The sequence below is a fragment of the Nocardia sp. AB354 genome (assembly GCF_049538315.1).
Taxonomy (GTDB): domain Bacteria; phylum Actinomycetota; class Actinomycetes; order Mycobacteriales; family Mycobacteriaceae; genus Nocardia; species Nocardia nova.
Genome location: NZ_JBMVFU010000043.1, coordinates 1 through 24534, shown reverse-complemented (window position 1 = coordinate 24534; position 24534 = coordinate 1). Strand labels below are relative to the sequence as shown.

Here is a 24534-nt window from a genome sequence, read left to right as displayed (position 1 = left end):
GAAGGAACTGCAGTCGCTGTGCCTCAACGTCGAAGTACTGTCCTCCGACGGCGCCGCGATCGAGATGCGCGACGGTGACGACGAGGACCTCGAGCGTGCCGCCGCGAATCTCGGAATCAGCCTGTCCGGCAACGAATCCGCGGCGGCGGATCTGGGCTGAAGGTGACCGCGCACCCCCGCGGGGTGCGCGGTCACCTGCCCTCGGCCGCGTCGAATGCCGGGTCGAGCGGAGCCAGCGCCGCCCGCAGCTGCTCGGGCAGCGATCCGGCGGTCACGACGAAGCCGGCGATGCTTTCGACCGGTCGCAGCCATTGTTCGAGGGCGACGCGGACGGCGGCCGCGACGGCGGCGGCGAGGACCCGCGCGGTGAGCCCGCCGGCGTCCGCCGCCCGTGCGGCGATCACATCCTCGAGTGCGGGCGTGATCGCCGCGGTGGCGCCGAGGAACGCCGTGCGCAGCGCCGGGTGAGTGGTGATCAGCACCAGTGCGTCTCGATGTTCGTCGCCCGGATCGGAGTACTGCGCGACGATCGCCTCGGTGACGGCCGAGGCCAAACGCGCACCCGCGGGATACCCGGCGATCGCCGCGGCGACCCGCGCCTCCCGGTCCGCGCCGACGGCGGCGACGATCGCCTCTTCCCGGCTGGAGAAATAGTTGTTGTACGTCCGCGGCGATACCCCGGCGGCCTCGGCGATGTCCTCGACCCGCACGTTGTCCGGCCCGCGCTCGAGGGCCAGCCGCAGCGCCGCCTCGCGCAGCGCCACCCGGGTGGCTTGCTTCTTGCGCTCCCGCAAGCCCGTTGTCTTCGTCGTCACGGCTCTCGTGGTCACGGGTCCATCATGCCATATCTGCGTCCACGCAAAATTGCGTGCACGCACTTTTTGCGCTTAGCTTGGTGACGTACCCACTCGCGCCAGACAGAAGGGCCCATCCATGCGAGGCAAAGGAATGACCTACGACACCGGGTTCGTCCGCAACGGCGGTACGTCCCGGCCGGAGTTCGACCCAGCGGTGGTCCGCCGGGAACTGGCCGTCATTCGGGACGATCTGCACTGCACGGCCGTCCAGATCACCGGCGGCGACCCGGAGCGGTTGGAACTCGCCGCCGGCTACGCCGCGGAGCTGGGCCTCGAGGTCTGGTTCTCGCCGTACCCGCTGGAGCTGACGACCGCCGAGATCCTCGCGCTGTTCAGCGAGTGCGCGCAGCGCGCCGAGCGCATTCGCCGCACCGGCGCGGAGGTCGTCTTCGTCACCGGCGTCGAACTGACATTGATGAACCGCGGCTTCCTACCGGGCGAGACCGCGATGGATCGCGTCGGTCACCTGTTCTCCGAGCCCGGCGAGCGTAGTGACCGGATAGCCGAGGTGAGCGCCCGCCTCGACGACTTCCTGCGCGACGCGGTGGCCGCGGTGCGGCGCCACTTCCTCGGCAAACTCACCTACTGCGCGATCCCGTACGAGCGGATCGACTGGGCGCCTTTCGATTTCGTTTCCGTCGAGCTGATTCGCTCGGCCGAGGTCGCCGACCGGTTTCGCGACGGCGTGCGCGCCCTGGTCGCTCAGGGAAAACCGTTGGCGATCACCGGTTTCGGCACCGCGACCTGGCGAGGTTCGGCCGATGTGGCGCCGCGCAGTATGGAGATCGTCGAATACGACCCCGTCACGGGTGCGCCGGTCCGGCTGGACGGCGACTATGTGCGCGACGAGGCCGGGCAGGCCGCCTATCTCAGCGACCTGCTCGAGATCTTCGACAGTGAGGGTGTGGACTCCGCTTTCGTGTTCCTGTTCGCGCTCCACAGCCATCCCCATCGACCCGACGGCGCCCCCCGCGACGACCTCGACCTCGCCGGGCTGGGCATCGTGAAAGTATTCGAAGACCGCCACGGCACCACCTACCCGGATATGACCTGGGAACCCAAAGCCGCATTCGCCGCCGTCGCCGAGTTCTACGGCAGCGACGCGTAATCCCTACTCCGCGGCGAACGCACCCGCCTGCGCCGCCGGCACCGCCGCGGCGGCGGCCCGCCGCGGCCTCTCGTGCGGTGCACGCCCCGCCCGAGGGAGTATGCCATCATCGGGAAGCAACATTCGTCGCATCAAAGCGGTAGTCGCGGTTTTCGCACTTTCCGATCAGCCACGGACAGAAGGGATTCCGCATGCCCGAACAACTTCCCGTCACGCCTCCCACCACGCTGCATCCGATGCCCGGGCAGCCGCGAGTCGTCCTGCTGAAACCCCTCGTCACCTCGCCGCTGATCGAGGTCGGCGAATACTCCTACTACGACGATCCGGACGATCCCACCGCGTTCGAAACCCACAGTGTCCTCTACCACTACGGTCCTGAAAAGCTCGTCATCGGCAGGTTCTGCGCCCTCGCCACCGGCGTGCGATTCATCATGAACGGCGCCAACCACCGCATGGACGGGCCCTCGACCTTCCCGTTCCCGACCATGGGTGGCGCATGGTCCCAGCATGTCGACCTCCTCATGGAGCTGCCCAATCGCGGCGACACGGTGGTCGGCAACGACGTCTGGATCGGTTACGGCGCCACGGTGCTGCCCGGAGTGCGCATCGGTCACGGCGCCATCGTCGGCGCCGGTTCCGTGGTGACCTCCGACGTCCCGGACTACGGCATCGTCGGCGGCAATCCCGCCCGGCTCATCCGCCACCGCTACAGCGCGGCCGACATCGACCGCCTGCTGGCCCTCGCCTGGTGGGACTGGCCGCTCGCGCACATCGACGAGCACGTCCGCACGATCATGTCCGGCACCGTCGACGACCTGGAGAAAGCGGCACCCGCACAGCCCTCCCGAACCGAGTAACCGCATGCCCGAATCACCCACCCCCATCTCTCGAACAGCGGAACGCACTGACACTCAGCGGCATTCGGCCGAGCTCACCGACGCAGCGATGCCAATCAGAAACATTGGGCGTGGAGTATTACGGTCGTGGAATCGCTCCCACCCAAACACCTCCTGCTCGAGGCCTGCCGGGGTCTGACCTACGACGGTCACCCCGTGCTGAAATGCGCGTGGCGCCTCAGCGAATTGCACGAGCAGAGACTGTCCGCCGCGCCCGGGCCGACCCTGGACATCGATCGCGATCGGGCCCAACTGGTTTCCGATATCGATCGCTGGGTCGCCACCGAATTACCCCGGGCACACGGCGGCGCACGCATGCACACCGAAACGGTCGGCACGGTGATCGACCGGCTCGCCCAGTTCTCCGCATTGGCCTATCTGACGCTGACGCACGAACCGGAATACGTCATGCACGACGCCTGGCGGCGGCTGTCGGAATTGGCGGTGGCCTACGACCATCTGGCCGGCGAGGTGACCGCCGGCCTGTGCCGGTTGCCGGATCTCAGCGGTCACCGCGAAGAGGAATGAACCACCGGCCGAACGGCGGCGCGGGCGAGGGACCGACGCCGCCGATGGCTGATGAGCGGATCAGGGCAGTCGATCCGCATCGGACGACCCGACACACCGATCCTGCGCCGACATCCTCGAGATAGCCCCGGATGTTCCTGTGAAACGGCTGGCAAGCCGACGCCTCCCGTCAGGCGGTCGCCCCCACCTCCGGTCCGGCGGGCATCAACGCGCGCACGGCGTCGATCGTGTCGGCCTGCGCGGGCTCCTTGTCCGGCCGATACCGCACGACCCGCGCGAACCGCAGTGCCACGCCGCCGGGATAGCGCGTGCTGGTCTGCACCCCGTCGAGGGCGATCTCGACGACCAACTCCGGCCACAGATAGACGGTGTGGCCGTCGCGGGCGCGCTCGTGGCGCGGAAATTCCGCGGTCTGCCACTGCAGCAGCGCGTCGGTGAGCCCCTTGAAGGTCTTGCCGACCATGATCGGATCGCCCCCGTGCGGATCGCGCGCGCCCAGGTGCAGATTCGACAGGTAGCCGGTGCGGCGGCCGTATCCCCATTCGGCGCCGAGCACCACCAGGTCGAGGGTGTGCGCCGGTTTGATCTTCTGCCACGCCCGGCCGCGGCGTCCGGCCGCATACGGTGCGGACAGCGATTTGATCATGATGCCCTCGTGCCCCGCGGCGAGCGCACCGTCGAAGTATTCGGCGACGGCCTCTGGCTCCGGATCGATCAGCGCCGGAATCATCTGCGCGCCCGCCACTTTCGCCAACGCCACGCGCCGCTCGCGCAGCGGGGCATCGAGCAGATCCCGGCCGTCCAGATGCAGGCAGTCGAAGAAGTACGGATGCAACAGCAGTTCCCTGGTCGAGTTCACCGTCAGTCGCGGCTCCTCCGAGGCCGGGTCGGCGGCGAACCGGCTCATCGTCTCCTGAAACGGACGCGGTCGGCCGGAGTCCGTGAGCGCCAGCGTCTCGCCGTCGAGAACCACACTGTCACAAGGCAATTCGGAGACCAGCTGCACCAGCTCCGGCACGCCGGAGGTGATGTCGCGCAGCGTGCGCGTGAACACCCAGACCTGAGAGCCCTTGCGATGCACCTGAATCCGCGCACCGTCGAGTTTGTGCTCCACGCTCACGTCACCCTCGAATTCACCGAGCACATCGTCGAGTGCGGCGCCGGGCGAGGCCAGCATCGGCTGAATCGGACGGCCGACCTCGAGCCGGAATTCCGACAGCGCCTCCGCGCCGCCGGCGATGGCCGCGGCGGCGGTCACCGGCAGGCGGCCGGAGAGCATATAGGCCCGCCGCACCAGCTCGGACGGCACGTCGGCCGCCTGGGCCACCGCCTCGGCGACGATCGCGGTCAGCGCGCCCTGGCGCAGCTCACCGGTCAGCAGGCGAATCAAGAAGGCGCGTTCGTCGCCGGTCGCCCGAGCGAGCAGGGCGGTGAGTAGTTCCCGCCGCCGCGCGACCGATCCGGATCCGGCGACGGCCGCCAATTCCGTCAGCGCCTGATCGACCGCGGCGACGGTGAGCGTCGATTCGAGCGCGGGCTCCACCTCGATGCCGGCGACCGTACGCCAGCCCGCGCCCAGCCTGCCCTGCGGTAGCTCACCGGATATCCACGCGACGACCGGCATCAATTCGTCCGATTCGGCCCGGCCCAGTAGTTCGGCCAGACCCGCGATCTTGACCTTGCGCGACGCCGATGCCCGCACCGATTCCGACGCCGCGACCACATCCGAAAGCAGCACGGACTCGACGGTAGCCGCTCGGTGTGACATATAGCTCGAGTCCACTGCTAATTCTCCATTGGCAGCTTTGCGAAAGGTCCATAGTCTGGGCATATGGCCAAGACTTACGTCGGGGCGCGACTGCGACAGCTGCGCACCGAACGGGGGCTGAGCCAGATCTCACTCGCCAAGAAGCTGGAGATCTCGGCGAGCTACCTCAACCAGATCGAACACGACGTGCGTCCGCTCACGGTACCGGTACTGCTGCGGATCAGTGAGGTGTTCGGCGTAGACACCAGTTTTTTCGCCTCCCAGGACGACACTCGCCTGATCGCCGAGCTGCAAGAGGTGGTGATGGACACCGAACTCGGCATCGAGGCCGATGCGCAGGAGATCGCCGATATGGTCTCGGCCCATCCCAGCCTGGCCCGGGCGCTGGTGAATATGCACCGCCGCTACCGCAACACGACCGCGCAGCTGGCCGCGGCCACCGAGGACCGCTTCTCCGACGGCAGCGGCTCGGGCGCCATCTCCCGTCCGCACGAGGAGGTGCGCGACTTCTTCTATCAGCGCCAGAACTACATCCACGAATTGGATACCGCCGCAGAGGAATTGGCGACCCGCATGCGGTTGCACGGCGGTGATCTGCGACGCGAGCTCACCCGCCGGCTCACCACCGGATACGGCGTGCAGATCGTGGAGCGGATCGACCTGGGCGAGGGTGTGCTGCACCGCTACGACCCCGAGGCCCGCAAGCTCGAGATCGCCCCGCATCTGTCGGGCGGTCAGCGCGTGTTCAAACTGGCCACGGAACTGGCATATCTGGAATGCGGTGATCTGATCGACAAATTGGTCGAAGAGGGCAATTTCGCCTCCGAGGACACCCGTACGCTCGCGAAACTCGGCCTCGCCAACTATTTCGCCGCGGCCACGGTGCTGCCGTACTCGCATTTCCACGAGGTGGCCGAGGATTTCCGCTACGACATCGAGCGGCTGTCGGCGTTCTTCGCGCAGAGTTACGAAACGATCTGCCACCGGCTCTCCACCCTGCAGCGGCCCAAACTGCGCGGGGTGCCCTTCTCGTTCGTCCGCGTGGATCGCGCGGGAAACATGTCGAAACGCCAGTCCGCCACCGGATTCCACTTCTCCTCCGCGGGCGGGACCTGCCCGCTGTGGAATGTGTACGAGACCTTCGCCTATCCCGGCCGGATCATGACCCAGATCGCCCAGATGCCCGACGGCCGCAAATATCTGTGGATCGCGCGCACGGTCGAGCGGCGCGCCACCCGCTACGGGCAGCCCAGCAAGACCTTCGCCATCGGCCTGGGCTGCGAATTGCGCCATGCCGGACGCGTGGTCTACGCCGACGGCCTGGACCTCACCGATCCCCAGGCCACCCCGATCGGCGCCGGCTGCCGTGTCTGCGAACGCGCCAACTGTCCGCAGCGCGCGTTCCCGCCGCTGGGCAAGTCCCTGGACATCAGCGAGCACCGCAGCTCGATCTCGCCGTACGTCCTGCGCTGAGCGGACGGCCACCGAACTCCGGCATATTTCGCGCGAATCGGGCGATGTCCCGATTCAGTGGATACCTGGCCCACAGCGAGGGGCGAGGCCACGGCGAGTGATCGAGACTCGAGGAGCCGCGATCCGATCCTCCAGAGGAGCATGTCCATGACCACGAAGCCGACCATCGTCCTCGTCCACGGCGCTTTCGCCGATTCCTCGAGTTGGAACGGCGTCATCGCACGCCTGCGCGCCGAGGGCTACCCCGTGCTGGCCGCCGCCAACCCCTTGCGCGGACTCGACACCGATGCCGCCTACGTGGCTTCGGTCCTCGACACCGTCGAGGGCCCGATCGTTCTGGCGGGTCATTCGTACGGCGGCAGCGTCATCACCGTCGCCGCGCACGACAAGCCCGCGGTCACGGCCCTGGTCTACGTCGCGGCCTTCATTCCCGCGGAGGGCGAGAACGCCCTGGAGCTGACCGGCAAATTCCCCGGTTCCACGCTCGCACCCACCACCGTCGCCCATCCGCTTCCCGGGGCGGCGGGCACCGAACTGCACATCCGCCAGGACGAATTCCCCGCCCAGTTCGCCGCCGACGTGCCGGCCGACGTCGCCGCGACGATGGCGATCACCCAGCGCCCGGTCGCGCTCGCCGCGCTGGAGCAGCCGGCTTCGGCAGCCGCATGGCGCGCCGTCCCGGCCTATTCCCTGGTCACCACCGAAGACAAGAACATCCCCGTGGAGTCGCAGCGGTTCATGTCCGAACGGGCGGGCGCGCACACCGTCGAAGTCCAAGCGTCGCACGCGGTTTCCGTATCCGACCCCAGCGCCGTGGCCGACCTGATCCTGCTCGCCGCTCAGCGGTGATATGCCCCGGGCCGACAGCCGGAATCTGTCGGCCCGGGCCCCGCGGAGCTCGCCGAGACCGCAGGTACGCGCGACGGTCCAGCGAGGCAGCCACCGGTGCGCGTCATTTTTGTTAGCGTGGGGCATGGTGTCGACGGAGCCACGGATCGCACCCGGTCGCCTGCGCGAACTGGGCCCGGTGAATTGGGTTGTCTGGCAGGTGCTTTCCCGCGCGGCGGGTACCGACGACGCCCACCTGTTCAGCACGCTCGGCCGCACCGGTGGCCTGTTCCGCGGCTGGCTGCACTTCTCCGGCCGGTTGATGCCCGGCGGCAAACTGTCGCGCTACCAGACCGAACTGGTCATCCTGCGCGTCGCACATCTGCGGAACTGCGAATACGAGACCGACCACCACATCCGCCTGGGCAAACGCGCCGGTGTCACCAAGGACATCCTGGCGCGCCTGCGCACCGGGCCCGAAGCCGAGGGCTGGTCGGACAAGGAACGCGCGCTGCTGACCGCGGTGGACCAACTGGTCACTACTCGCGACGTCGACGATGCCACCTGGTCGGCCCTGGCGCAGCACTACGACGAGAAGCGCCTCGTCGAAATCGTCCTGCTGGCAAACCAATACGAAGGTCTGGCCAGCACCATCACCACCCTTCGGATCCAGACCGACCACTGAGCCGGACGGACTCGGCGGGTCAGTCGGACGCCTCGGACCGTTCGATGAGGACGGCCAGGCCGTCCAGGACGCGCCCCAGACCGAAATTCCAGGCGTGCTCGGCGCTGTAGGCGCTGTCGTGAGCCTGTCCGGCGGCCGAGCCGACCCGCGCGGCCAGCGGATAACGCTGCGGATCGAAGACCTGTTCCAGGACCGGGGCCGTGCGTTTCCACCATTCGCGATCCGACAGCCCGCTGTCGGCGGCCGCACGATCGGTATCGATCGCGATGCGCGCCACCGCGGTGACGAAGCCGAGCAGGTAGGTCAACGCCGCGTCCATCTCGACATCGCTCAGTCCGAGCCCGTCGAAGGCGCTCAGTTCGTGGTCGTATTTCGCGGCGAGGCCCGGACCCAGCGGTGGCCGGGTGGTCGGCACCGCGGCCACCCAGCGGTGGCGGGCGAGCATCGAGCGATTGTCCTGCGCGACGGCGCATACGCGTTCGCGCCACGACTTTCCGGTCAGGTCCGTGCGCGGCATCCGGCCGTAGACCGCATCGAGCATGAGGTCGAGCAGCTCGGCCTTACCGGGCACATAGGTGTAGGTGGCCATCGGAGTCAGCCCGAGTTTCGCGGCAACCGCCCGCATGGTCAGCGCCTCCAGCCCCTCGGCATCGGCGATATCCACCGCCGCCGCCACGACCTCGTCGACGCTGCTGCGCTGTCTGGGGCCGCGCCCGGACGCGCGGCCCGGCTGCCGCCAGAGCAACTCCAGCGTGCGAGCGGGATCGCCGGCGCTGGATCGCTCACCGGCGACGCGCGCCCGGCGCGGCCGCTGCTCGGCCGAATTCTCTCGCACCCGATCTCCCGGTCTCGCCTGCCGTGCCGCCGCGGTTCGGCGTCGTGCGCATCGTATCGAGTCGCGCGCGCGACGGGAATAACTCTCTACCATGTACAGTATACTTAGTAGAGAATTATCGGATAGCGCGGCACCGTGCCGCGCGCCCGCCCCGAGGAGGACCGTGAACATCACCGCATCCGCCGTCTCGCTCAACGTTGCCGACCCGGACGCGTCGGCGAAATTCCTCGGCACCCATTTCGGATTCACCGTCGACATGTCGGCCGACGGATTCGTCTCGCTGACCCGCCCCGACGCCGGATTCCACGTGATCTTCCTGCGCACCGGGCTGGACACGTTCAAACCGGCCCGCGTCGCGGGTGCGGCCGGCCAGGGGTTGCTGATCGTCTTCACGGTCGACGAGATCGACGCCGAATACGAGCGCGTGCGAGCCGAAGGGGTCGAGATCGTGACACCGATCGAGACCGAGCCGTGGGGCGAGCGCTATTTCCAGGCGGTCGACCCCAACGGCATCATCATCCAACTGGTCCAGTGGGTCGGCGATCCGAGCACCTACGCCGCGGGCGCGACCGGATCCTGACCTGGTCAGCGGCCGAGCGCGTCACTCAGCACCTCGGCCGCGGACGTCGACGGCCGGCCGATCAGTTTCCGCAGATCGCCGCTGGTCACATCCAGCCATCCCGCACGCAGTCCGGCATCGGAATCGGCCAGCACCCGCGCGAAATCACCGGGCACACCGGCCTTTTCCAATCCCGCCACATACTCGTCCTGCGGCAGATCCTGATACCGCACCGGCTTGCCGGACGCCGCCGAGATCACCCGCGCCACATCGGCGAGCGACAGATGCTCGTCGCCACCGAGTTCGTAGACCTGTCCCGCATGACCTTCGGTGGTCAGAACCACCGCGGCAGCCTCGGCGTAGTCGGCTCGTGCGGCGGCGGAGACCAGTCCGGCCCCGGCCGAGCCGTACAGCACGCCCGATTCCAGAGTCGCGCCGAGACCGTTCAGATAGTTCTCCCAGTACCAGCTGTTACGCAGGAAAGTATGCGGCACAGCGGATTCCGCGATCACCTCTTCGGTGCCGCGATGCTCCTGCGCGAGAATCATCGGATTCCGCTCGGCGCGGGGAATGCTGGTGTAGGCCAGCAGCCGCACCCCGGCCCGCTCGGCGGCGCGCACGACAGTGGTGTGCTGGTCGACCCGCGCACCGAATTCGTTGCCGGACACCAGCAGTAGCCGATCAACACCCGCGAGGGCGCGGTCCAGCGCTTCCGGATCGTCATAGGCGGCCTGCCGCACCCGCACACCGCGCTCGGCCAGGTCGGCGACCTTGCCCGGGTCCCGGACGACCGCGACGACGGGCCCCGCATTCCTGTTCGACAGCGCCTCGACGACGAGACGGCCCAACTGCCCGCTTGCCCCGGTGACGGCGACGGTCATAACCCAACCTCCAGCTCTGGTGTACGAAACATTTGCACTAACTATTAGTTAGTACCTGATATTCCCGCACTACAGATGAAAAGTTCACTACCGCAGCGATGGGTAGCATCGAGAGCATGACGAGCCGGCAACTGCGATCGGCGGACGACGCCGATCCGACCCTGGAAGCCGACGTCTTCGCGCGCAACTGCCGCTCCCGGCCGGTGCTGCAGAATGTCGCGAGCCGCTGGGGCGCACTGGCCCTCGTCGCGCTGCGTGAAGGTCCCTACCGTTTCAGCGCGCTGCGGCGCCGGGTCGACGGCATCAGCGAACGCATGCTGTCGCAAACCCTGCAGGCCCTCGAACGCGACGGCATGATTCACCGCGAGGTCCAGCAGACCATCCCCCCGCGCGTCGAATACACCCTCACCGAACTGGGCGAACAGGTCGCCGATCAGCTGTACGGCCTGATCGCGATTCTCGAGGACAACATCGACGTCATCTCAGCGGCGCAGGACATCTACCACCGCGACTGATCACCCGGACACGAAAACGGCCCGGTACCAGGCGTATTCGCCGATACCGGGCCGTCGGCGCGGAGATCAGAAGTTGATCATGTGACCCGCGAGACCGTGGAACGCTTCCTGCAGCGCCTCGCTCAACGTCGGGTGGGTGTGCACGTTGCGCGCGAGTTCGTTGACGGTGAGGTCCCACTTCTGGGCCAGCGTCAGCTCGGGCAGCAGCTCCGACACATCCGGGCCGATCAGGTGGCCACCGAGCAGCTCGCCGTACTTCGCGTCGGCGACCAGCTTCACGAAACCGGTCGGATCGCCCAGGCCGTGCGCCTTGCCGTTGGCGGTGAACGGGAAGGTCGCGACCTTCACGTCGTACCCCTCGTCGCGCGCCTGCTGTTCGGTGAGGCCGAAGCTGGCGACCTGCGGCTGGCAGAACGTCGCGCGCGGCATCATCCGGTAGTCGCCCAGCGGCAGCGTCTCGGCGCCCCCGATGGTCTCGGCCGCGACCACACCCATCGCCTCGGCCACGTGGGCCAGCTGCAGCTTCGCCGTGACATCGCCGATGGCGTAGATGTGCGGCACGTTGGTGCGCATATAGTCGTCGATCGCGATGGCACCGCGCTCGGTCAGCTGCACACCGGTGTTCTCCAGGCCGAAGCCTTTCACCCGCGGCGCGAAACCGACGGCCTGCAGCACCTTGTCGACGGTGACGGTCTCGACCGAACCGGACTTGTTGTCCTTGATCGAAACGGTGACCTTGGAACCGTTGTCCTCGATGGATTGCACCGAGGCACCGGTGGTGATGGTGATGCCGAGCTTCTTGTACGCCTTGGTGATCTCCTTGGAGACATCGGCGTCCTCGTTCGGCAGCGCGCGGTCGAGGAACTCCACGATCCGCACGTCCACGCCGTAGTTCTTGAGGACGTACCCGAACTCCATACCGATCGCGCCCGCGCCGACGATCAGGATCGACCCCGGCAGATCCCGGGTCAGGATCTGCTCCTCGTAGGTCACCACGTTCTGCGACAGCGAGGTGCCCGGCAGCAGCTTGGTCTCGGTGCCGGTGGCGATGATGACGTTGTCGAAGGTGACGGTTTCGGTGCCGCCGCTGCTCAGCTCGACCGAGAGGGTGTTCGCGTCGGCGAAGGTGCCCTTCCCGTCGAACTCGTCGATCTTGTTCTTCTTCATCAGGAAGTGGACGCCCTTGACCCGGCCGTCCGCGACCTTACGACTTCGGTCGAAGGCGGCACCGAAGTCGAAGCTCGCCTGTCCGGAGATACCGAACGTCTTCGCTTCCTTGGTGAAGATATGGGCCAGCTCCGCGTTGCGCAGCAGTGCCTTGGACGGAATGCACCCGACGTTCAGGCACACGCCACCCCAGTATTTCTGCTCGACGATCGCTGTTCGCAGGCCGAGTTGAGCGGCGCGGATCGCGGCGACGTAACCGCCGGGACCAGCGCCGAGAACGACGACATCGTAGTGGGAAGTCACGGGAACGAGCCTAGCGCTGTTGCCGAAAGCTCACTCATCCATCCCCCGCAGGGCTGAGAGGGTGGCCACAGCGTGCGTCTACTTCCAGACCTCTCGTGCGGCACGGGCGAAATTGCCGTGGAAGATCGCCGCGCGTTCGGAGTCGATGAAACCCCTGCGGGCCAGGACTTCGTCCAGTCCGGCGACGCCGGGGCGGGCGTCCGGGTTGTCCACATCCATCCCCAGACACGACAGTCCGAGCAGATCCTCGGGCGGCACCCACTGCAGCGGCCCCCACCGCGTGTAGTCCTCGGAGAAGTTCTCCGGCGCGGCCGCGATCTCCGCGTTGAACTGGTCTCCGTCGAAGGAGAAGTCCGAACCGATCCCGATGTGCTCGACACCGACCAGATCGGCACCGTAGGCGATGTGGTCGGCCATCGCCTCGATGCGCGCGGCCCGCCCCTCGACGCGGTTGCGGCCCAGAAAGATTCCGACGCCGTTGATCCCGATCACCCCACCGGTCGCAGCGCAGGCACGCGCCTGGTCGTCGCCGATATTGCGCGGATGCGGCCACAGCGCCGCGAAATTGGAGTGGCTGTAGATGATCGGCCCACCCGCGACCTCGGCGATATCCAGTCCGGTCCGCCGCGAACAATGCGACCCGTCGGCGAACATCCCGACCTCGCCGAGCGTGCGGATGATCGTGCGGCCGTAGGGAGTCAGGCCGCGATCGTCGGGGTCCAGGCAGCCGCCACCGGCGGCGTTGGCGTGGTTGTAGGTCGGCAGCAACGAACGCACGCCGAGCGAATGGAACAGCGCGATGTTGTCCGGATCGCCGTCGAGCGGCCGCGAATCCTCCAGATCGAAGGCGAGCGCGATGCGGCCCCGGGGACCGGATGTCACCTCGGTGTCGCCGACGGACTCGACGAGCCGGAAACGCCCGTCCGCCAGCGCCTTCCGGCGCAGCAGGTCAATCATGGCCAGCGCATCCTCGATCGAATGCAGTGAGTACCCCACATTCACCGACAGGTATGAGCCGGCCGGATAGCGCGTCAGTTCGGTGACATCGGCGGACGGAAGGATCGGCAGGCAGCAGTGCTGCTCCCAGAGCGGATGTGCCACCGCGGTCCTCCTTCCGGCGTCGCCGAGGCGTCCCGCAACTGTACGGAGTCGTGACCGCACACGGCGACCGGACACGGCGGCGCGGCGCACCCGCCGCACCTCTCGCCCGTCGGCGGACCGACCGGTAGGCCACAATGTGACCCATGAGCGGCGCCGAGCAAACGACCGACCCGTACCTGTGGCTCGAGGATGTCACCGGCGAACGTGCCCTGTCCTGGGCGCGGGCACACAACGAGGTGGTGATCGAACGCTTCGCCACCTCCGACCGGTTCGACGCCCTCGACCATCGCATCCTCGCCATGCTCGACACCGACACCCGCATCCCGTACCCGACGCGACGCGGACCCTGGCTCTACAACTTCTGGCGCGACGCGGAACACCCCCGCGGGCTGTGGCGGCGCACCACCTTCGACGAATATCGCGGTGACGATCCGGCCTGGGATGTGCTCATCGACCTGGACGCCCTGGCCACGGCCGAGGACGAGAACTGGGTCTGGGGCGGTGCGGCGGTGCTGCGCCCGGAGCAGAAACTAGCCTTGATCAGCCTGTCCCGCGGCGGGGCGGACGCCAAGGTGGTGCGCGAATTCGATCTGACCACACGGCAATTCCGCCCGGCGGCAGCGGGCGGCTTCCACCTGCCCGAGGCCAAATCACAGGTGCGCTGGATCGATGCCGACACCGTCTACGTGGGAACGGATTTCGGCCCCGGCACGCTCACCGACTCGGGATATCCGCGGCTGGCCAAGCGCTGGCGCCGTGGCACCCCGCTGTCGGAGGCGGAAACCGTCTTCGAGGGCGAGCCGGGTGATGTGATGGTCTCGGCCGGCTACGACCGCACGCCCGGATACGAGCGCCACTACGTCGCCCGCGCCACCGACTTCTTCAACGAATCGGTCTATTTGCTGGACCCCGACGGCACGCTGCGCCATATCGACGTACCCACCGACGCCTCCGAGTCCTGGTACAAGGATTGGCTGCTGGTGCAGTTGAAATCGCCGTGGGAGGTGGGCGGGCGCAACTACCCCGCCGGCGCCCTGCTGGCCATCGACATCGACGACTTCTTCGGCGGCGCACGCGATTTCGAGGTGGTCTTCGAACCCGACGCGCACACCTCACTGCACGGCTACGGCTGGACCGAGAACCACCTGCTGCTGATCACGCTGGAGGACGTGCAGACCAAGCTGTACGTCCTGACTCCCGGCACGGCGACGGTCCCGGGCGCGGGCTGGACCCGCGAACCGCTCGCCGACACCCCGCCGATGGCGACCACCAACGTCATGAATCTGGATCCGCTGGAGAGCGGTGACGAATTCATGCTCACCACAAGCGGTTTCACCACCCCGGCGACACTGCTGGCGGGTTCGGTGGGCAGCCCGGCGGTAGCCCTCAAGCGGGAACCGGCGTATTTCGACGCCGAGGGCATCGACACCGAGCAGTTCTTCGCGCGCTCCGACGACGGAACCATGGTGCCGTACTTCGTGATTCGCCACCGCGCCCACAGGGACCGGCCCGGCCCGACCGTCGTCTCGGGCTACGGCGGCTTCGAGGTCTCCCGCACCCCCGGCTACAGCGGCGCCTCGGGAATGGGCTGGCTCGAACGCGGCGGCACCTGGGTGATGGCCAACATCCGCGGCGGCGGCGAGTACGGACCCGAATGGCACACTCAGGTGCAGAAGGCCAACCGCTACAAGGTCTACGAGGATTTCTCCTCGGTCGCGAAAGACCTCGTCGCGCGGGATATCACGACCGCGGAACAACTCGGTGCGGTCGGCGGCAGCAACGGCGGCCTGCTGATGGGCGTGATGCTGACCCGCTATCCGGAACTGTTCGGCGCCATCGTCTGCCAGGTGCCGCTGCTGGATATGAAGCGCTACCACCTGCTGCTGGCCGGCGCGTCCTGGATCGCCGAATACGGCGACCCGGACAAGCCCGAGGAGTGGCAGTACATCAGCGAGTATTCGCCCTATCAGCGCGCGATGGCGGCCGATCCGGCACGCCCGTACCCGCCGATCCTGCTCACCACCTCCACCCGCGACGACCGGGTCCATCCCGGCCACGCCCGGAAGATGGCGGCACTGCTGGAATCTCAGGGCCGGACCGTCTGGTACCACGAGAACATCGAGGGCGGTCACGGCGGCGCGGCCGACAACAAGCAGATGGCCTTCCAATCCGCGCTGATCTACGAGTTCTTCACCCAGATGCTGATCGAACGCCGGAACACCGCCTGACCGACGCGTCCCGCTCTCGAAACAGATGACCAAAGGCCCGCGGCGACCAGGGCCTTTGGGCTCTGGAGCGTGATCTATCGCACTGCCATTCTCGGTTCGGGGACCGAAAACGACAGGATTCGCAACGCGCACACCGACAGCGGTCGGGCGCCACACCGGGCCATCGAGATCGCTGTCGCGAGCGCCCTCCGAGACCTGCGCGGATCACCGGTCCCGGCCCTACCGGAACTCGTCGAACGGCTTGCCCGTCAGCGACTCACCGATTCGGCCATCTCGCCGACCACCGCGGTTCGGTAGCGGGTTCTCGAGAGGAGCACACACATCATGGATACGTTCTGGGACTACGTCTGGTACACGATTCTGGTGTTCGCCTTCGTGGCCTACCTGATCATCCTGTTCCAGATCCTGACCGATCTGTTCCGCGATCACACGGTCTCCGGCATCGCCAAGGCCGCATGGGTGATCTGCCTGGTGATCTTCCCCTACATCACGGCTCTGGTCTATCTGGTCGTGCGCGGAAAGGGCATGGCCGAGCGGGCCCAGCACGCTCATGCGGAAGCCAAGCAGGCGGCCGACGACTACATCCGCCAGGTGGCGGGCAAGTCGCCCGCCGAGCAGATCGCCGACGCCAAGGCCCTGCTGGACTCCGGGACGATCGACGCGACCGAGTTCGCCCAGCTGAAGGCCCGCGCGCTCGGTCACAACGGCTCCGGCACAGGCAATGCCGCACCCGGCAGCGTCGACCAGGGCAATGTCGACCAGGGCGGTGTCGACCGGGGCAATCTGGCAGCCAGGTAGCGCTACCCGGCTCCGGTCCGCTCGCCGGCCGCGGTGTCGGCGTCCGGATCGGAGCCGACGGCACGCCGCGGTAGCCGGCCGGTGAAGAACAACGCGATCACGGCCAGCATCGCCGTCACCGCGAAGGCCACCTGCAACGCCAGCAGCCGGGCATCGGAATTGACCGCGACGACCGCGTCGGCGGTCGACTGATCGACTCCGGCGGCGGTGAGCGACTGTTGCAGTTGGGTATTCGACAGGAACGGCACGCCATCGGCCAGTTCGGTTCCGGCCCGCTGCGCGACCGAGGGCGGGACCGCGGGGTTGTTCTCGATCCCGCTGATCACCGAGGAGGTCAGCGTGGCGATGAGAATGGAGCCGATCAGCGCGGTGCCGAGCGAGGCGCCGAGATTCGTCGCGGTGTTCTGCAGCCCGCCGACCTCCGCACTCTGCGAATCCGGCACCGCCGATACCGTGATCGCGCCCAGTTGCGAGGAGAGGGCCCCCAGGCCCAGGCCCATGAACAACATCGGCACCGCCACCACCGCGGCATTCGCTCCGGGATCCATGCCGCCGGCCAGCAACAGAATTCCGATGATCATCGACCCCAGGCCGAGGCGCACCACCCGCCGTGGATTCGCCCGCGGCGCTAGTTTGGGAATTCCCGCGGCGGCGGCGACGAGCGCGATCGACAGCGGAAGGATGCGCACACCGGTCTCGAGCGCACTCAATTCCAGCACCACCGACAGGAACAGCGGTACCGAGAAGAACACTCCGGCCTGAACCGCGAACTGCGCGAAGAACATCGCCAACCCGCCCCCGAGCCGGCGATTGCCGAACAACCGGGGGTCGACCAGCGGCTCCCGGCCGGAACTCACCAGCCGGTTCTGCCACCGCAGGAAGGCGTACAGCACCAGCAGGCCCGCCAGGATCAACCAGATCACCGGCGACAAACCCGCGATCTCGGTACCGCCGGGGCGTGGGCGAATCCATCCCCATTCGCTGGACCGCAGTACCCCGAACACCACGGCCCCCAGCCCGACGACCGACAACACCGAACCCAGAAGGTCCAAGTGCACCCGCTGCGCCGGTACGTCTGCCACGCGGCGCAGCACCAGCAGAATCGCGACCACGACCACGACCTCGCCGAAGAACACGTACCGCCAGGACGCGAAGGTCGTCACCGCCCCGCCCACGAGGGGGCCTACGGCCACGGCCATCGCACCTGCCGCGGCCACGAGTCCGTATGCGGCGGCGCGGCGTTCGCGGGCGAAGTTCGCCGCCACCAGCGACACGATCGCCGGCATGATCAACGCCGCCCCGATGCCTTCCAGCAGCGACCAGCCCAGCAGCAGCACACCCAGATTCGGCGCCAACCCGGTGACCAGCGAGCCCGCGCCGTAGACGACCAATCCGACGCCGAATGCCCGCCGCCGCCCGAGAATCGTCCCGACCTTGCCACCGGTGACCATCAGCGATGCCATCACCAGCGTGTACAGCGTGATGGCGGTTTGGATTCCGGTGATCGTCGTGCCGACGTCGTGGGCGACCGTCGCCATCGAGACGTTCATGACGGAACTGTCGAGGGTCATCAGGAATTGACCGGAACCCAGCACCGCCAAGACGAGTGTGGATCCGGAGGCGGCGCCCGGCCGCGTCGTCATTCCCGCCGCGCTCGTGGTCGAGCCGACGCGAGACGACGGCCGGAGCACCGGTTACGGCGGGCGACCCACCTGCGCATTCGTCTATTGAAGCACTCGCGACCCCGGAATCGGCGGTGTTCGGCTACAGGTCGCGCACCCACTTCTCGATGCGGTCGACGGTCGTTTCCGGATCGGTGATCCAGCCGTTGTGTCCCAACGGTTTCGGCTCGTGCCAGGTGCTCACGCGGGCCTTGGGCAGCTTCTCCAGCAGGTGTGCGGCCGAACTGCGCGGGGTGAGATCGTCACCGTCGACGGTGATCGAGAGGACCGGCAGCGTTAGCCGCGCGATGCGCTCGTCGTAGTCGATATCGGCGCCGACCGGCACGAACCGGCCGGTGCGGGCCAGCCGCGCCCAATCGGAGATCAGTACCTTGGACTGCCGGCCGAATCCGCCGGCGGTGATTCGATCGCCCGGCCAGAAACCGGCGAGGTTCGCGGTCAGCGAGATGGCGGCCGGTCCGACCAGCATTGCGGAGCGGGCGATTCCGCCGTATCCCCGGTAGTAGGGCGTGCCGGAGGCGACGAGAATCAGCCCGCCCAGCCGACCCCGGATCCGCGCGGCGTACATGACCCCGAGCTGGCCACCCATGCTGTGCCCGAGCAGCATCGGCGTACTGTCCGGGAAACGGGTGCGCACGGCCTCGAAGATCGCCGGAAAATCGACCGACACCAGCTCGTGGTAGCCGTAGGTACTGGACGAACTCGGCTTCGGCCGGCTGTCACCGTTACCCCGCAATTCCCCGATCGCCGCATCGAATCCGCGCCGCGCCAGCTCCCGCGCGAAATCCCCGTAGTACTCGCCCGGCACACCCAGGCCCGGAATGATCACGATGACCGGGCGCGGGGCGTCCGCGGTGATGGCATGCCGGTGCGGACCGCTCGCGGCGACGAACCGCACCGGCACCGTCGACCCGTCCGGCATCTGGATCGGAATCGTCTCCATACGCGCACGCTACCGCGAGCCACACCCCGGCCGCCGACGCCCGGCCCGCTTCTTCACCAGCTCACAAGGCCGCTCGGTGCACGAGCCGCAGGAGCCCACCGCCTCACGAGCTCACCGCTTCAGGAACCCACCGCATCCGGCTCGGCCGACCCGTCCGCGGATCGCTGACAGGTCTCCGGATCCACCGCGTCCTCCGCGACATCGCCCTGCGTACCGGCGAGCCCCTCGGCCTTCGCGTCGGCGACAGACCGGCCCGCCACCTCCGCAACCATTCCCCCGTCGGCGACCGATCCTCTCGCCGCGTCGACCGATTCGTCCGCCGCGCCGCCCGCCGATTCCCTTGCCGCGTCGGCCACCGATTCCTCTGTCACGTCGGCGACCGATTCTCTCGCCGCGTCGGCCACCAACTCTTCTGCTGCGTCGGCCACCAATTCCTCCGCCGCGTCCGCGACCAGCGCTTCCGCCGCCACGATGGCCTCGCGTGCCGTGTCGTTCACCGCGGGTGCGCAACTACGCTCCAGCAGTTCCTCGAGCCCCAGCCGGGTCGCCACCACCACCAGCTGGTTGCCCGCGGCGAGCGCCCTCTGCGCCGCGGGCTGCCATTCCAGCGCGTCGCCGACCGCCGGCTGCACCGCGATGACCCGGGTGTGCTCCGCCGATCCGAGGTCGGCGATCCGCAGCCCGATCAGCGCCGATCCCGGCTCCACCGGAACCTCCGCGACCAGCAGTGTGGCCTGGTTGATCGTCAGGGTCGCAATCACCCGCCGCTCCACCACCGCCGCGGCGAATCCGTCGGCCGCCAACTGGAAGACGCTGCGTACCACCGCCTTCCCGAGGCTGCGCTGTACCCGGTCGGCCAGGTCGTCGTCGGAGACGCGCAGCACCACCCGCAGATCGTCACGGTAGGACTGGCCGAGCATCGCGGCCTCCAGATTCACCGCGTCGCTGGAGGTCAGCAGGACCAGCGCACGCGCCTTCGGCACACCCACCGCACGCAGCGTGTCCTCCCAGGTGGCCTGACCGATCACCACCGGCACCCCCAGGCTGCGAGCCAGCGCGATGCCGCGCGCGTTCTCGTCGTAGTCCAGCCCGACCACCGGTACGCCGAGGTCACGCAACTGTTCCACCACGCGCATCCCGACATTGCCCAATCCCGCGACCACCACGTGGTTTTCCATTCGCGAGGGGTCGATCGAATATTCCGAGAGCTGCGCCCGCAGGACTCCGCCCACCACCAGCGCGGTGATCACCGGCGTCATCGCCAGCCCGGTGAAGACCACCCCCAGTTGCAGGATCTTGAACAGCGGTTCGCGCCCCGGCTCCGGCTGCGCCGCACCCGCCGAATCCAGCAGCGTTTCGTATACCGCTGTGCCCCAGCTGTTTCCGATCAACACCATCATGACGCACACGGCCGCGATGATGATCAGCATCACCAGCAGCAGCCGGATCAGATCGTGGCGGACCAGATAGCGCAGCTGATTCAGCCAACGCCGCCGCGCCCCGGGGGAGTACGGCACCCGCCCGGCCAGCGCCAGCACCCGGTCCGCCGGTGCGTGCGGCGAGCGCAACGCGATTGCGCCGGGCCCGCCGGCCAGTCCGGACACCACCCGGTCCGGCGGCGCATCACCGACCGCCGCGACATACAGCGTGCGTTCCCCCAGCCGCAGATAACCCTGCGCCTTCTCGCCGAGGGCCGCGGCGATGAACGACGGCGCGGCCATCTCCGAGATCGAGAGCACCACACAGTCGGAGAACAACCGGCGGATGCGAAAACCCAAGCCGGTGTTGAACATTCGAATGACCAGCCGAATCCGAGGGTTGAGTTCGTGCGCGCGCAGCGCGGCGTGGAAGTTCTCCACATCCGCCTGATCCACCAGGGCCAGGGCCAGCGCCCGCTCCACCCCGGCCGCGCGCAGAACGGCTTCGTCCAGGCGCTCGGCGCACAGAATCCGGACCCGGTCCAGCTTCTCCAGCTGCGGTACGTAGCTACCGTTGCGATTCGGCAGCACCGCGGTCACGGTGGCGTCGGGGAACCGGGTGGTCAGCTGCAGTGCCAGCTGATGGACGAGCGGGTTGTCGCCACAGACGACGAATGTCGGGGACTGCCCGCCCCCCGGCGAAACATGCACGTATCGATGCTAGAGCGAATCCCGTTCGGCAGCACGATGCTTCATCGATCAGGCGCTGACCGCACCCATGATGACCCGGCGCAACACCCTGATCACCTCGTCGAGAGGCCGGCGTGGCTCCGAACCGCTCCACTCGTCGACCACGTAATTCACCGCACCGATGATGGCGAGCATGCGCGTTTCGTAGTCGCCGCTGGGAATCTCGCCCTGCAGCGCCGCATCTTCGGCCGCTCCGGCCAGCAGCGCACCCCATGCGCGCCGCAGCTCCAACCGGAACTTCTCCACCTTCGGCCCGGCGCCTACCACCTCGACCAGAGCGACGCGAGCCTTGCGCGGATCGCGCCCGATGGACTCGATATAGGCGCGCACCCCGGCGTCGATGATCTCGATGGCACTGGCATCGGCATGCGCGTCCAGCGCGGCGACCACCGCGTCCCGGGATTCCCGGTCGATCTGTTCGTAGAGTTCCAGCAGCAGCGATTCGCGCCCGGTGAACTCCTCGTAGAACTGACGCGAGGAAAGTCCGGCGTCTTTGCAAATGGCTCCGACCGAGCTATTGGCATACCCGTCTCTGGCGAACACAGTCAGTCCGGATTCCAGAAAACGCGCACGTCGCTGCCGCTGCCGGTCTTCTACGGGCTGCCCGGCGTACATCCTACCCGCGTTCGTTTCCTGTGACATTGCGCCAGACAATACCGAAGGGCCCGATTCCCTCGTCATGGATCGGGCCCTTCGCTTACACCTCCGACTGACCGCGCGTTAGCCGGAAGTTGTCTCTATGGTCGGAGCGCCGATGCAATGACTGCGCTCTTCATGTCGCGGATGGTTTGCCAAAACGGAGGATAGTCGATAACACCTACACAACGGAAGAGTTTGAAGGAATTTTCTAGGTTTTATTTCCGCAACGATTCCATCAGGAAATAGTCGTGCCGCGCGGCCGCAGCGCGAGCGGAAGGCCGAAGCGCGGGAAGTTCTCGGCGGGCGGGAAATGCGTGAGCGCCGAAATGCCATCCGGACCGCACGTCGTCACCAGAAGTCCGGTCGCCCGAAACGTCCCGTCCACCCGCCGGGAATAGCAGCCGAATGCCGGCTGCCCATTGGCGCGCACCGATTGCAGCCGGATCTGTGCCCCGTCCCGAAATGCCGGAATACCGCGGAGGAATTCGCCGATCGCCGCGCGGCCGCGGTACTCGTGGGGCCACGGCGGCATGGTCAGCCAGGCTTCGTCGGTGAGCAGCGCGACCACGGCGCCCACGTCGGCGGCCTCGAAGGCCCGCGCGAAGCGCTCGCCGAGCCTGCGTTCCGCGGGCGACTCCGGCGCCGGCCCCGGCTGCCCGCCCGTGTTGCGGGACAGCCGTTCCCGAGCGCGCTGCAGCGCGGCCTTCACGGCGATGGGAGTGAGCCCGAGCAGGTCGGCCACCTCCGCCGCACTGAATTCGAGCACGTCCCGCAGGACGAGGACGGCGGCCTGGCGCGGCGGAAGTTGTTGCAGCAGTGCGATGAACGCCAACTCGACCGAGGCCCGCGCGGTCAGCACCTGCTGCGGGTCCAGCAACGCATCCGGACACGGCTGCAACCAGCTCACCTCGCCGTGACGCGTCGGCTCCGGAGCGTCGAAGGGCAACGGTGCGACCGGCCGGCGCAGGGCGGCCCGGCGGAAATTCAGGCACCGGTTGGTCGCGATCCGATAGAGCCAGGTGCGCACCGACGACCGCTGCTGGAATTCGCCCATCCCGCGCCAGGCCGCGAGCAGCGTCTCCTGCAACGCGTCCTCGGCGTCGTACATCGACCCCAGCATCCGGTAGCAGTGCGTACGCAACTCGGCACGGTAGGGCTCGGTGAGCTCACGAAAGGTCCGCTCATCCACACCGCGCGCGATCGACGAGTCCGTCATCGTCCTTTCCTCACAGCACCATCCCTCACAGCCCCATCCTCACATCGGGCACCGACAACCGGTCCGTTCCCGGTCCGGCCGGTGTCTGTATCAGGGAACGATTCCATCGACCCGAGAAGAGAACGACATGATCGCCGACGACAGCCCCGCGGCCCGAGTGGCCCTCGCCTATTTCGAAGCCTGGACCGGAAAGGACATCGATCGCGCAATGAACTACATCGCCGACGACATCGTCTGCGACGCACCCGCGGGACGCCTCGAGGGCGCGGCGGCCTACCGCGAATTCATGGAGCCCTTCACCCGAATCCTCACCGGCGCAACGATGTTCGCCGCCTTCGGGGACGAGACCACCGCGCTCGTCTGCTACGACACCGCGACCCTCCCGGTACCGAGCGCCCCCGCGGCGGAACTGGTCACCGTCGCCGACGGCCGAATCACCACCAGCCGCTTCATCTTCGACCGGCTGCCGTTCGAAGCGGCACGCGCGCACGACCACAGTTAAGTAACTACTTGACTATCAGGGCAAGACTCCTACACTTAAGTGGGTGCTTAACCAATCCGAGCGGCTGGACCTGATCTTCCGGGCGCTCACCGACCCCACCCGCAGATATCTGCTCGAGCGGCTCGGCCGGGGACCGGCGGCAGTCAGTGCCCTGGCCGAGCCGCTGGAGATGAGCCTGGCGGCCGTTGTGCAGCATCTGCAGGTACTGCAGGACGCCGGCCTGGTGCGGTCGGAGAAGATCGGCCGGGTGCGCACCTGCCACCTGGTACCCGATGCGCTGCGGCCCGCCGAGGATTGGTTACACGCGCGGCAGACCCCCTGGGAACGCCGCCTCGACGCGCTCGGCGCCACCCTCGCCGAGCGGACCAACCCCGACCCCGAGGAGTCGTCATGACGCCCACGCATTCCCTGGTCCATTCCACCTTCACCCTCGAACGCGACTACCCCGTCACTCCCGCAACGGTTTTCGGCGCATGGGCCGAACCGGATCGGAAGGCCGAGTGGTTCAGCGCACCCGGCACCGAGCACGAACTCGACTTCCGCGTCGGAGGTCGCGAGATCGCCGCCGGTGTGCACGAGGGCAAGCGAATGACCTTCACGACCACCTACCAGGAGATCGTCCCCGGCGAGCGCATCGTCTACACCTCCACGATGGGTGTGGACGACGCCGTCGTGACGGTCTCGCTCACCACGGTCGAATTCGCCGAAACCGCGACCGGCACCCGCCTGACCCTCACCGAACACGGGGCCTATCTCGACGACCACGAAAAGCCGGAATGGCGCGAGCACGGGACGAGCGAGCAACTCGCCACCCTCGATGAACGGCTCCGGGAAATGTCGAACCGATAGAAATA

At 67.7% G+C, this 24534-nt stretch carries 24 protein-coding genes; 13 read left to right on the top strand and 11 right to left on the bottom strand.

All coding sequences use genetic code 11. The annotated features are described in order from the left end of the window. Nucleotides 1-191 precede the first annotated feature (191 nt). Nucleotides 192-830 (bottom strand): TetR/AcrR family transcriptional regulator, encoded by a 639-nt coding sequence (locus ACPCUW_RS34375; RefSeq protein ID WP_423429533.1) that lies wholly within the window; start codon nt 828-830, stop codon nt 192-194. A 103-nt stretch (nt 831-933) separates the two neighbouring features. On the opposite strand from ACPCUW_RS34375, the gene ACPCUW_RS34370 reads away from it, so the two are divergent. The 3 genes from ACPCUW_RS34370 to ACPCUW_RS34360 all read left to right on the top strand — a co-directional run bounded on the left by ACPCUW_RS34370 (nt 934) and on the right by ACPCUW_RS34360 (nt 3389). Further along, nucleotides 934-1965: a hypothetical protein gene (locus ACPCUW_RS34370; protein WP_423429531.1), complete on the top strand. Its 1032-nt coding sequence runs from the start codon at nt 934-936 to the stop codon at nt 1963-1965. Nucleotides 1966-2156: 191 nt separating this feature from the next. After that, nucleotides 2157-2822 (top strand): CatB-related O-acetyltransferase, encoded by a 666-nt coding sequence (locus tag ACPCUW_RS34365; RefSeq protein WP_423429530.1) that lies wholly within the window; start codon nt 2157-2159, stop codon nt 2820-2822. A 126-nt stretch (nt 2823-2948) separates the two neighbouring features. Continuing rightward, nucleotides 2949-3389, top strand: a complete 441-nt coding sequence (locus ACPCUW_RS34360; RefSeq protein WP_063018528.1) for a DUF4254 domain-containing protein — start codon at nt 2949-2951, stop codon at nt 3387-3389. A gap of 169 nt (nt 3390-3558) precedes the next feature. On the opposite strand, the gene ACPCUW_RS34355 is transcribed toward ACPCUW_RS34360, so the two are convergent. After that, complete coding sequence (locus ACPCUW_RS34355; protein ID WP_423429528.1) at nt 3559-5127, bottom strand: ATP-dependent DNA ligase; 1569 nt, start codon at nt 5125-5127, stop codon at nt 3559-3561. Nucleotides 5128-5220: 93 nt separating this feature from the next. Here ACPCUW_RS34355 and ramB point away from each other — a divergent pair, with 93 nt between their 5' ends. The 3 genes from ramB to ACPCUW_RS34340 all read left to right on the top strand — a co-directional run bounded on the left by ramB (nt 5221) and on the right by ACPCUW_RS34340 (nt 8143). Further along, entirely contained in the window at nt 5221-6630 is a 1410-nt protein-coding gene (ramB, locus tag ACPCUW_RS34350) for an acetate metabolism transcriptional regulator RamB (protein WP_030518729.1), read from the top strand. Between the two features lie 147 nt (nt 6631-6777). Continuing rightward, nucleotides 6778-7479, top strand: coding sequence for an alpha/beta fold hydrolase (locus ACPCUW_RS34345; protein ID WP_393526428.1), 702 nt, complete (start codon nt 6778-6780; stop codon nt 7477-7479). A 124-nt stretch (nt 7480-7603) separates the two neighbouring features. Then, nucleotides 7604-8143 (top strand): carboxymuconolactone decarboxylase family protein, encoded by a 540-nt coding sequence (locus ACPCUW_RS34340; protein ID WP_423429526.1) that lies wholly within the window; start codon nt 7604-7606, stop codon nt 8141-8143. Nucleotides 8144-8162: 19 nt separating this feature from the next. Here the strand turns inward: ACPCUW_RS34340 and ACPCUW_RS34335 are convergent, their stop codons facing one another. Continuing rightward, nucleotides 8163-8978 (bottom strand): TetR/AcrR family transcriptional regulator C-terminal domain-containing protein, encoded by an 816-nt coding sequence (locus ACPCUW_RS34335; protein WP_423429525.1) that lies wholly within the window; start codon nt 8976-8978, stop codon nt 8163-8165. Nucleotides 8979-9141: 163 nt separating this feature from the next. Between ACPCUW_RS34335 and ACPCUW_RS34330 the strand changes: the two genes are divergently transcribed. Continuing rightward, entirely contained in the window at nt 9142-9558 is a 417-nt protein-coding gene (locus tag ACPCUW_RS34330; RefSeq protein ID WP_063018537.1) for a VOC family protein, read from the top strand. A 5-nt stretch (nt 9559-9563) separates the two neighbouring features. Here the strand turns inward: ACPCUW_RS34330 and ACPCUW_RS34325 are convergent, their stop codons facing one another. Beyond that, a complete protein-coding gene (locus tag ACPCUW_RS34325) occupies nt 9564-10418 on the bottom strand; it encodes an SDR family oxidoreductase (RefSeq protein ID WP_423429522.1) in 855 nt (284 codons plus the stop codon). A gap of 116 nt (nt 10419-10534) precedes the next feature. Between ACPCUW_RS34325 and ACPCUW_RS34320 the strand changes: the two genes are divergently transcribed. Next, complete coding sequence (locus ACPCUW_RS34320; protein ID WP_063032415.1) at nt 10535-10933, top strand: winged helix-turn-helix transcriptional regulator; 399 nt, start codon at nt 10535-10537, stop codon at nt 10931-10933. Between the two features lie 66 nt (nt 10934-10999). On the opposite strand, the gene lpdA is transcribed toward ACPCUW_RS34320, so the two are convergent. Together lpdA and ACPCUW_RS34310 are read right to left on the bottom strand one after the other, a co-directional pair. Continuing rightward, a complete protein-coding gene (lpdA, locus tag ACPCUW_RS34315; RefSeq protein WP_423429520.1) occupies nt 11000-12403 on the bottom strand; it encodes a dihydrolipoyl dehydrogenase in 1404 nt (467 codons plus the stop codon). Nucleotides 12404-12481: 78 nt separating this feature from the next. Next, a complete protein-coding gene (locus ACPCUW_RS34310; protein ID WP_423429518.1) occupies nt 12482-13504 on the bottom strand; it encodes a dipeptidase in 1023 nt (340 codons plus the stop codon). A gap of 143 nt (nt 13505-13647) precedes the next feature. Here ACPCUW_RS34310 and ACPCUW_RS34305 point away from each other — a divergent pair, with 143 nt between their 5' ends. Together ACPCUW_RS34305 and ACPCUW_RS34300 are read left to right on the top strand one after the other, a co-directional pair. Then, entirely contained in the window at nt 13648-15732 is a 2085-nt protein-coding gene (locus ACPCUW_RS34305) for a prolyl oligopeptidase family serine peptidase (RefSeq protein ID WP_423429516.1), read from the top strand. Between the two features lie 324 nt (nt 15733-16056). Then, nucleotides 16057-16530 carry an SHOCT domain-containing protein gene (locus ACPCUW_RS34300; protein ID WP_423429514.1) on the top strand — a complete coding sequence of 158 codons (474 nt, stop codon included), beginning with the start codon at nt 16057-16059 and terminating at the stop codon, nt 16528-16530. A 2-nt stretch (nt 16531-16532) separates the two neighbouring features. On the opposite strand, the gene ACPCUW_RS34295 is transcribed toward ACPCUW_RS34300, so the two are convergent. From ACPCUW_RS34295 to ACPCUW_RS34275, 5 genes are all read right to left on the bottom strand, one after another. Beyond that, nucleotides 16533-18173 carry an MFS transporter gene (locus ACPCUW_RS34295; protein WP_063018547.1) on the bottom strand — a complete coding sequence of 547 codons (1641 nt, stop codon included), beginning with the start codon at nt 18171-18173 and terminating at the stop codon, nt 16533-16535. Between the two features lie 121 nt (nt 18174-18294). Continuing rightward, on the bottom strand, nt 18295-19155 hold the full coding sequence (locus ACPCUW_RS34290; protein WP_030518742.1) for an alpha/beta fold hydrolase: 861 nt from the start codon (nt 19153-19155) through the stop codon (nt 18295-18297). 119 nt (nt 19156-19274) lie between these two features. Next, nucleotides 19275-21284 (bottom strand): NAD-binding protein, encoded by a 2010-nt coding sequence (locus tag ACPCUW_RS34285; protein WP_423429513.1) that lies wholly within the window; start codon nt 21282-21284, stop codon nt 19275-19277. Between the two features lie 48 nt (nt 21285-21332). Next, a complete protein-coding gene (locus ACPCUW_RS34280) occupies nt 21333-21965 on the bottom strand; it encodes a TetR/AcrR family transcriptional regulator (RefSeq protein ID WP_227463169.1) in 633 nt (210 codons plus the stop codon). Nucleotides 21966-22197: 232 nt separating this feature from the next. After that, nucleotides 22198-23178, bottom strand: coding sequence for an RNA polymerase subunit sigma-70 (locus ACPCUW_RS34275; RefSeq protein WP_423429511.1), 981 nt, complete (start codon nt 23176-23178; stop codon nt 22198-22200). Between the two features lie 127 nt (nt 23179-23305). Here ACPCUW_RS34275 and ACPCUW_RS34270 point away from each other — a divergent pair, with 127 nt between their 5' ends. The 3 genes from ACPCUW_RS34270 to ACPCUW_RS34260 are packed head-to-tail and all read left to right on the top strand — an operon-like array spanning nt 23306 to nt 24529. Next, nucleotides 23306-23680: a nuclear transport factor 2 family protein gene (locus tag ACPCUW_RS34270; protein WP_104407522.1), complete on the top strand. Its 375-nt coding sequence runs from the start codon at nt 23306-23308 to the stop codon at nt 23678-23680. Nucleotides 23681-23723: 43 nt separating this feature from the next. Further along, nucleotides 23724-24074, top strand: a complete 351-nt coding sequence (locus ACPCUW_RS34265) for an ArsR/SmtB family transcription factor (protein WP_064908765.1) — start codon at nt 23724-23726, stop codon at nt 24072-24074. Further along, nucleotides 24071-24529 (top strand): SRPBCC family protein, encoded by a 459-nt coding sequence (locus tag ACPCUW_RS34260; RefSeq protein ID WP_423429509.1) that lies wholly within the window; start codon nt 24071-24073, stop codon nt 24527-24529. The genes ACPCUW_RS34265 and ACPCUW_RS34260 overlap by 4 nt, the downstream gene beginning before the upstream one ends. Nucleotides 24530-24534: the final 5 nt, after the last annotated feature.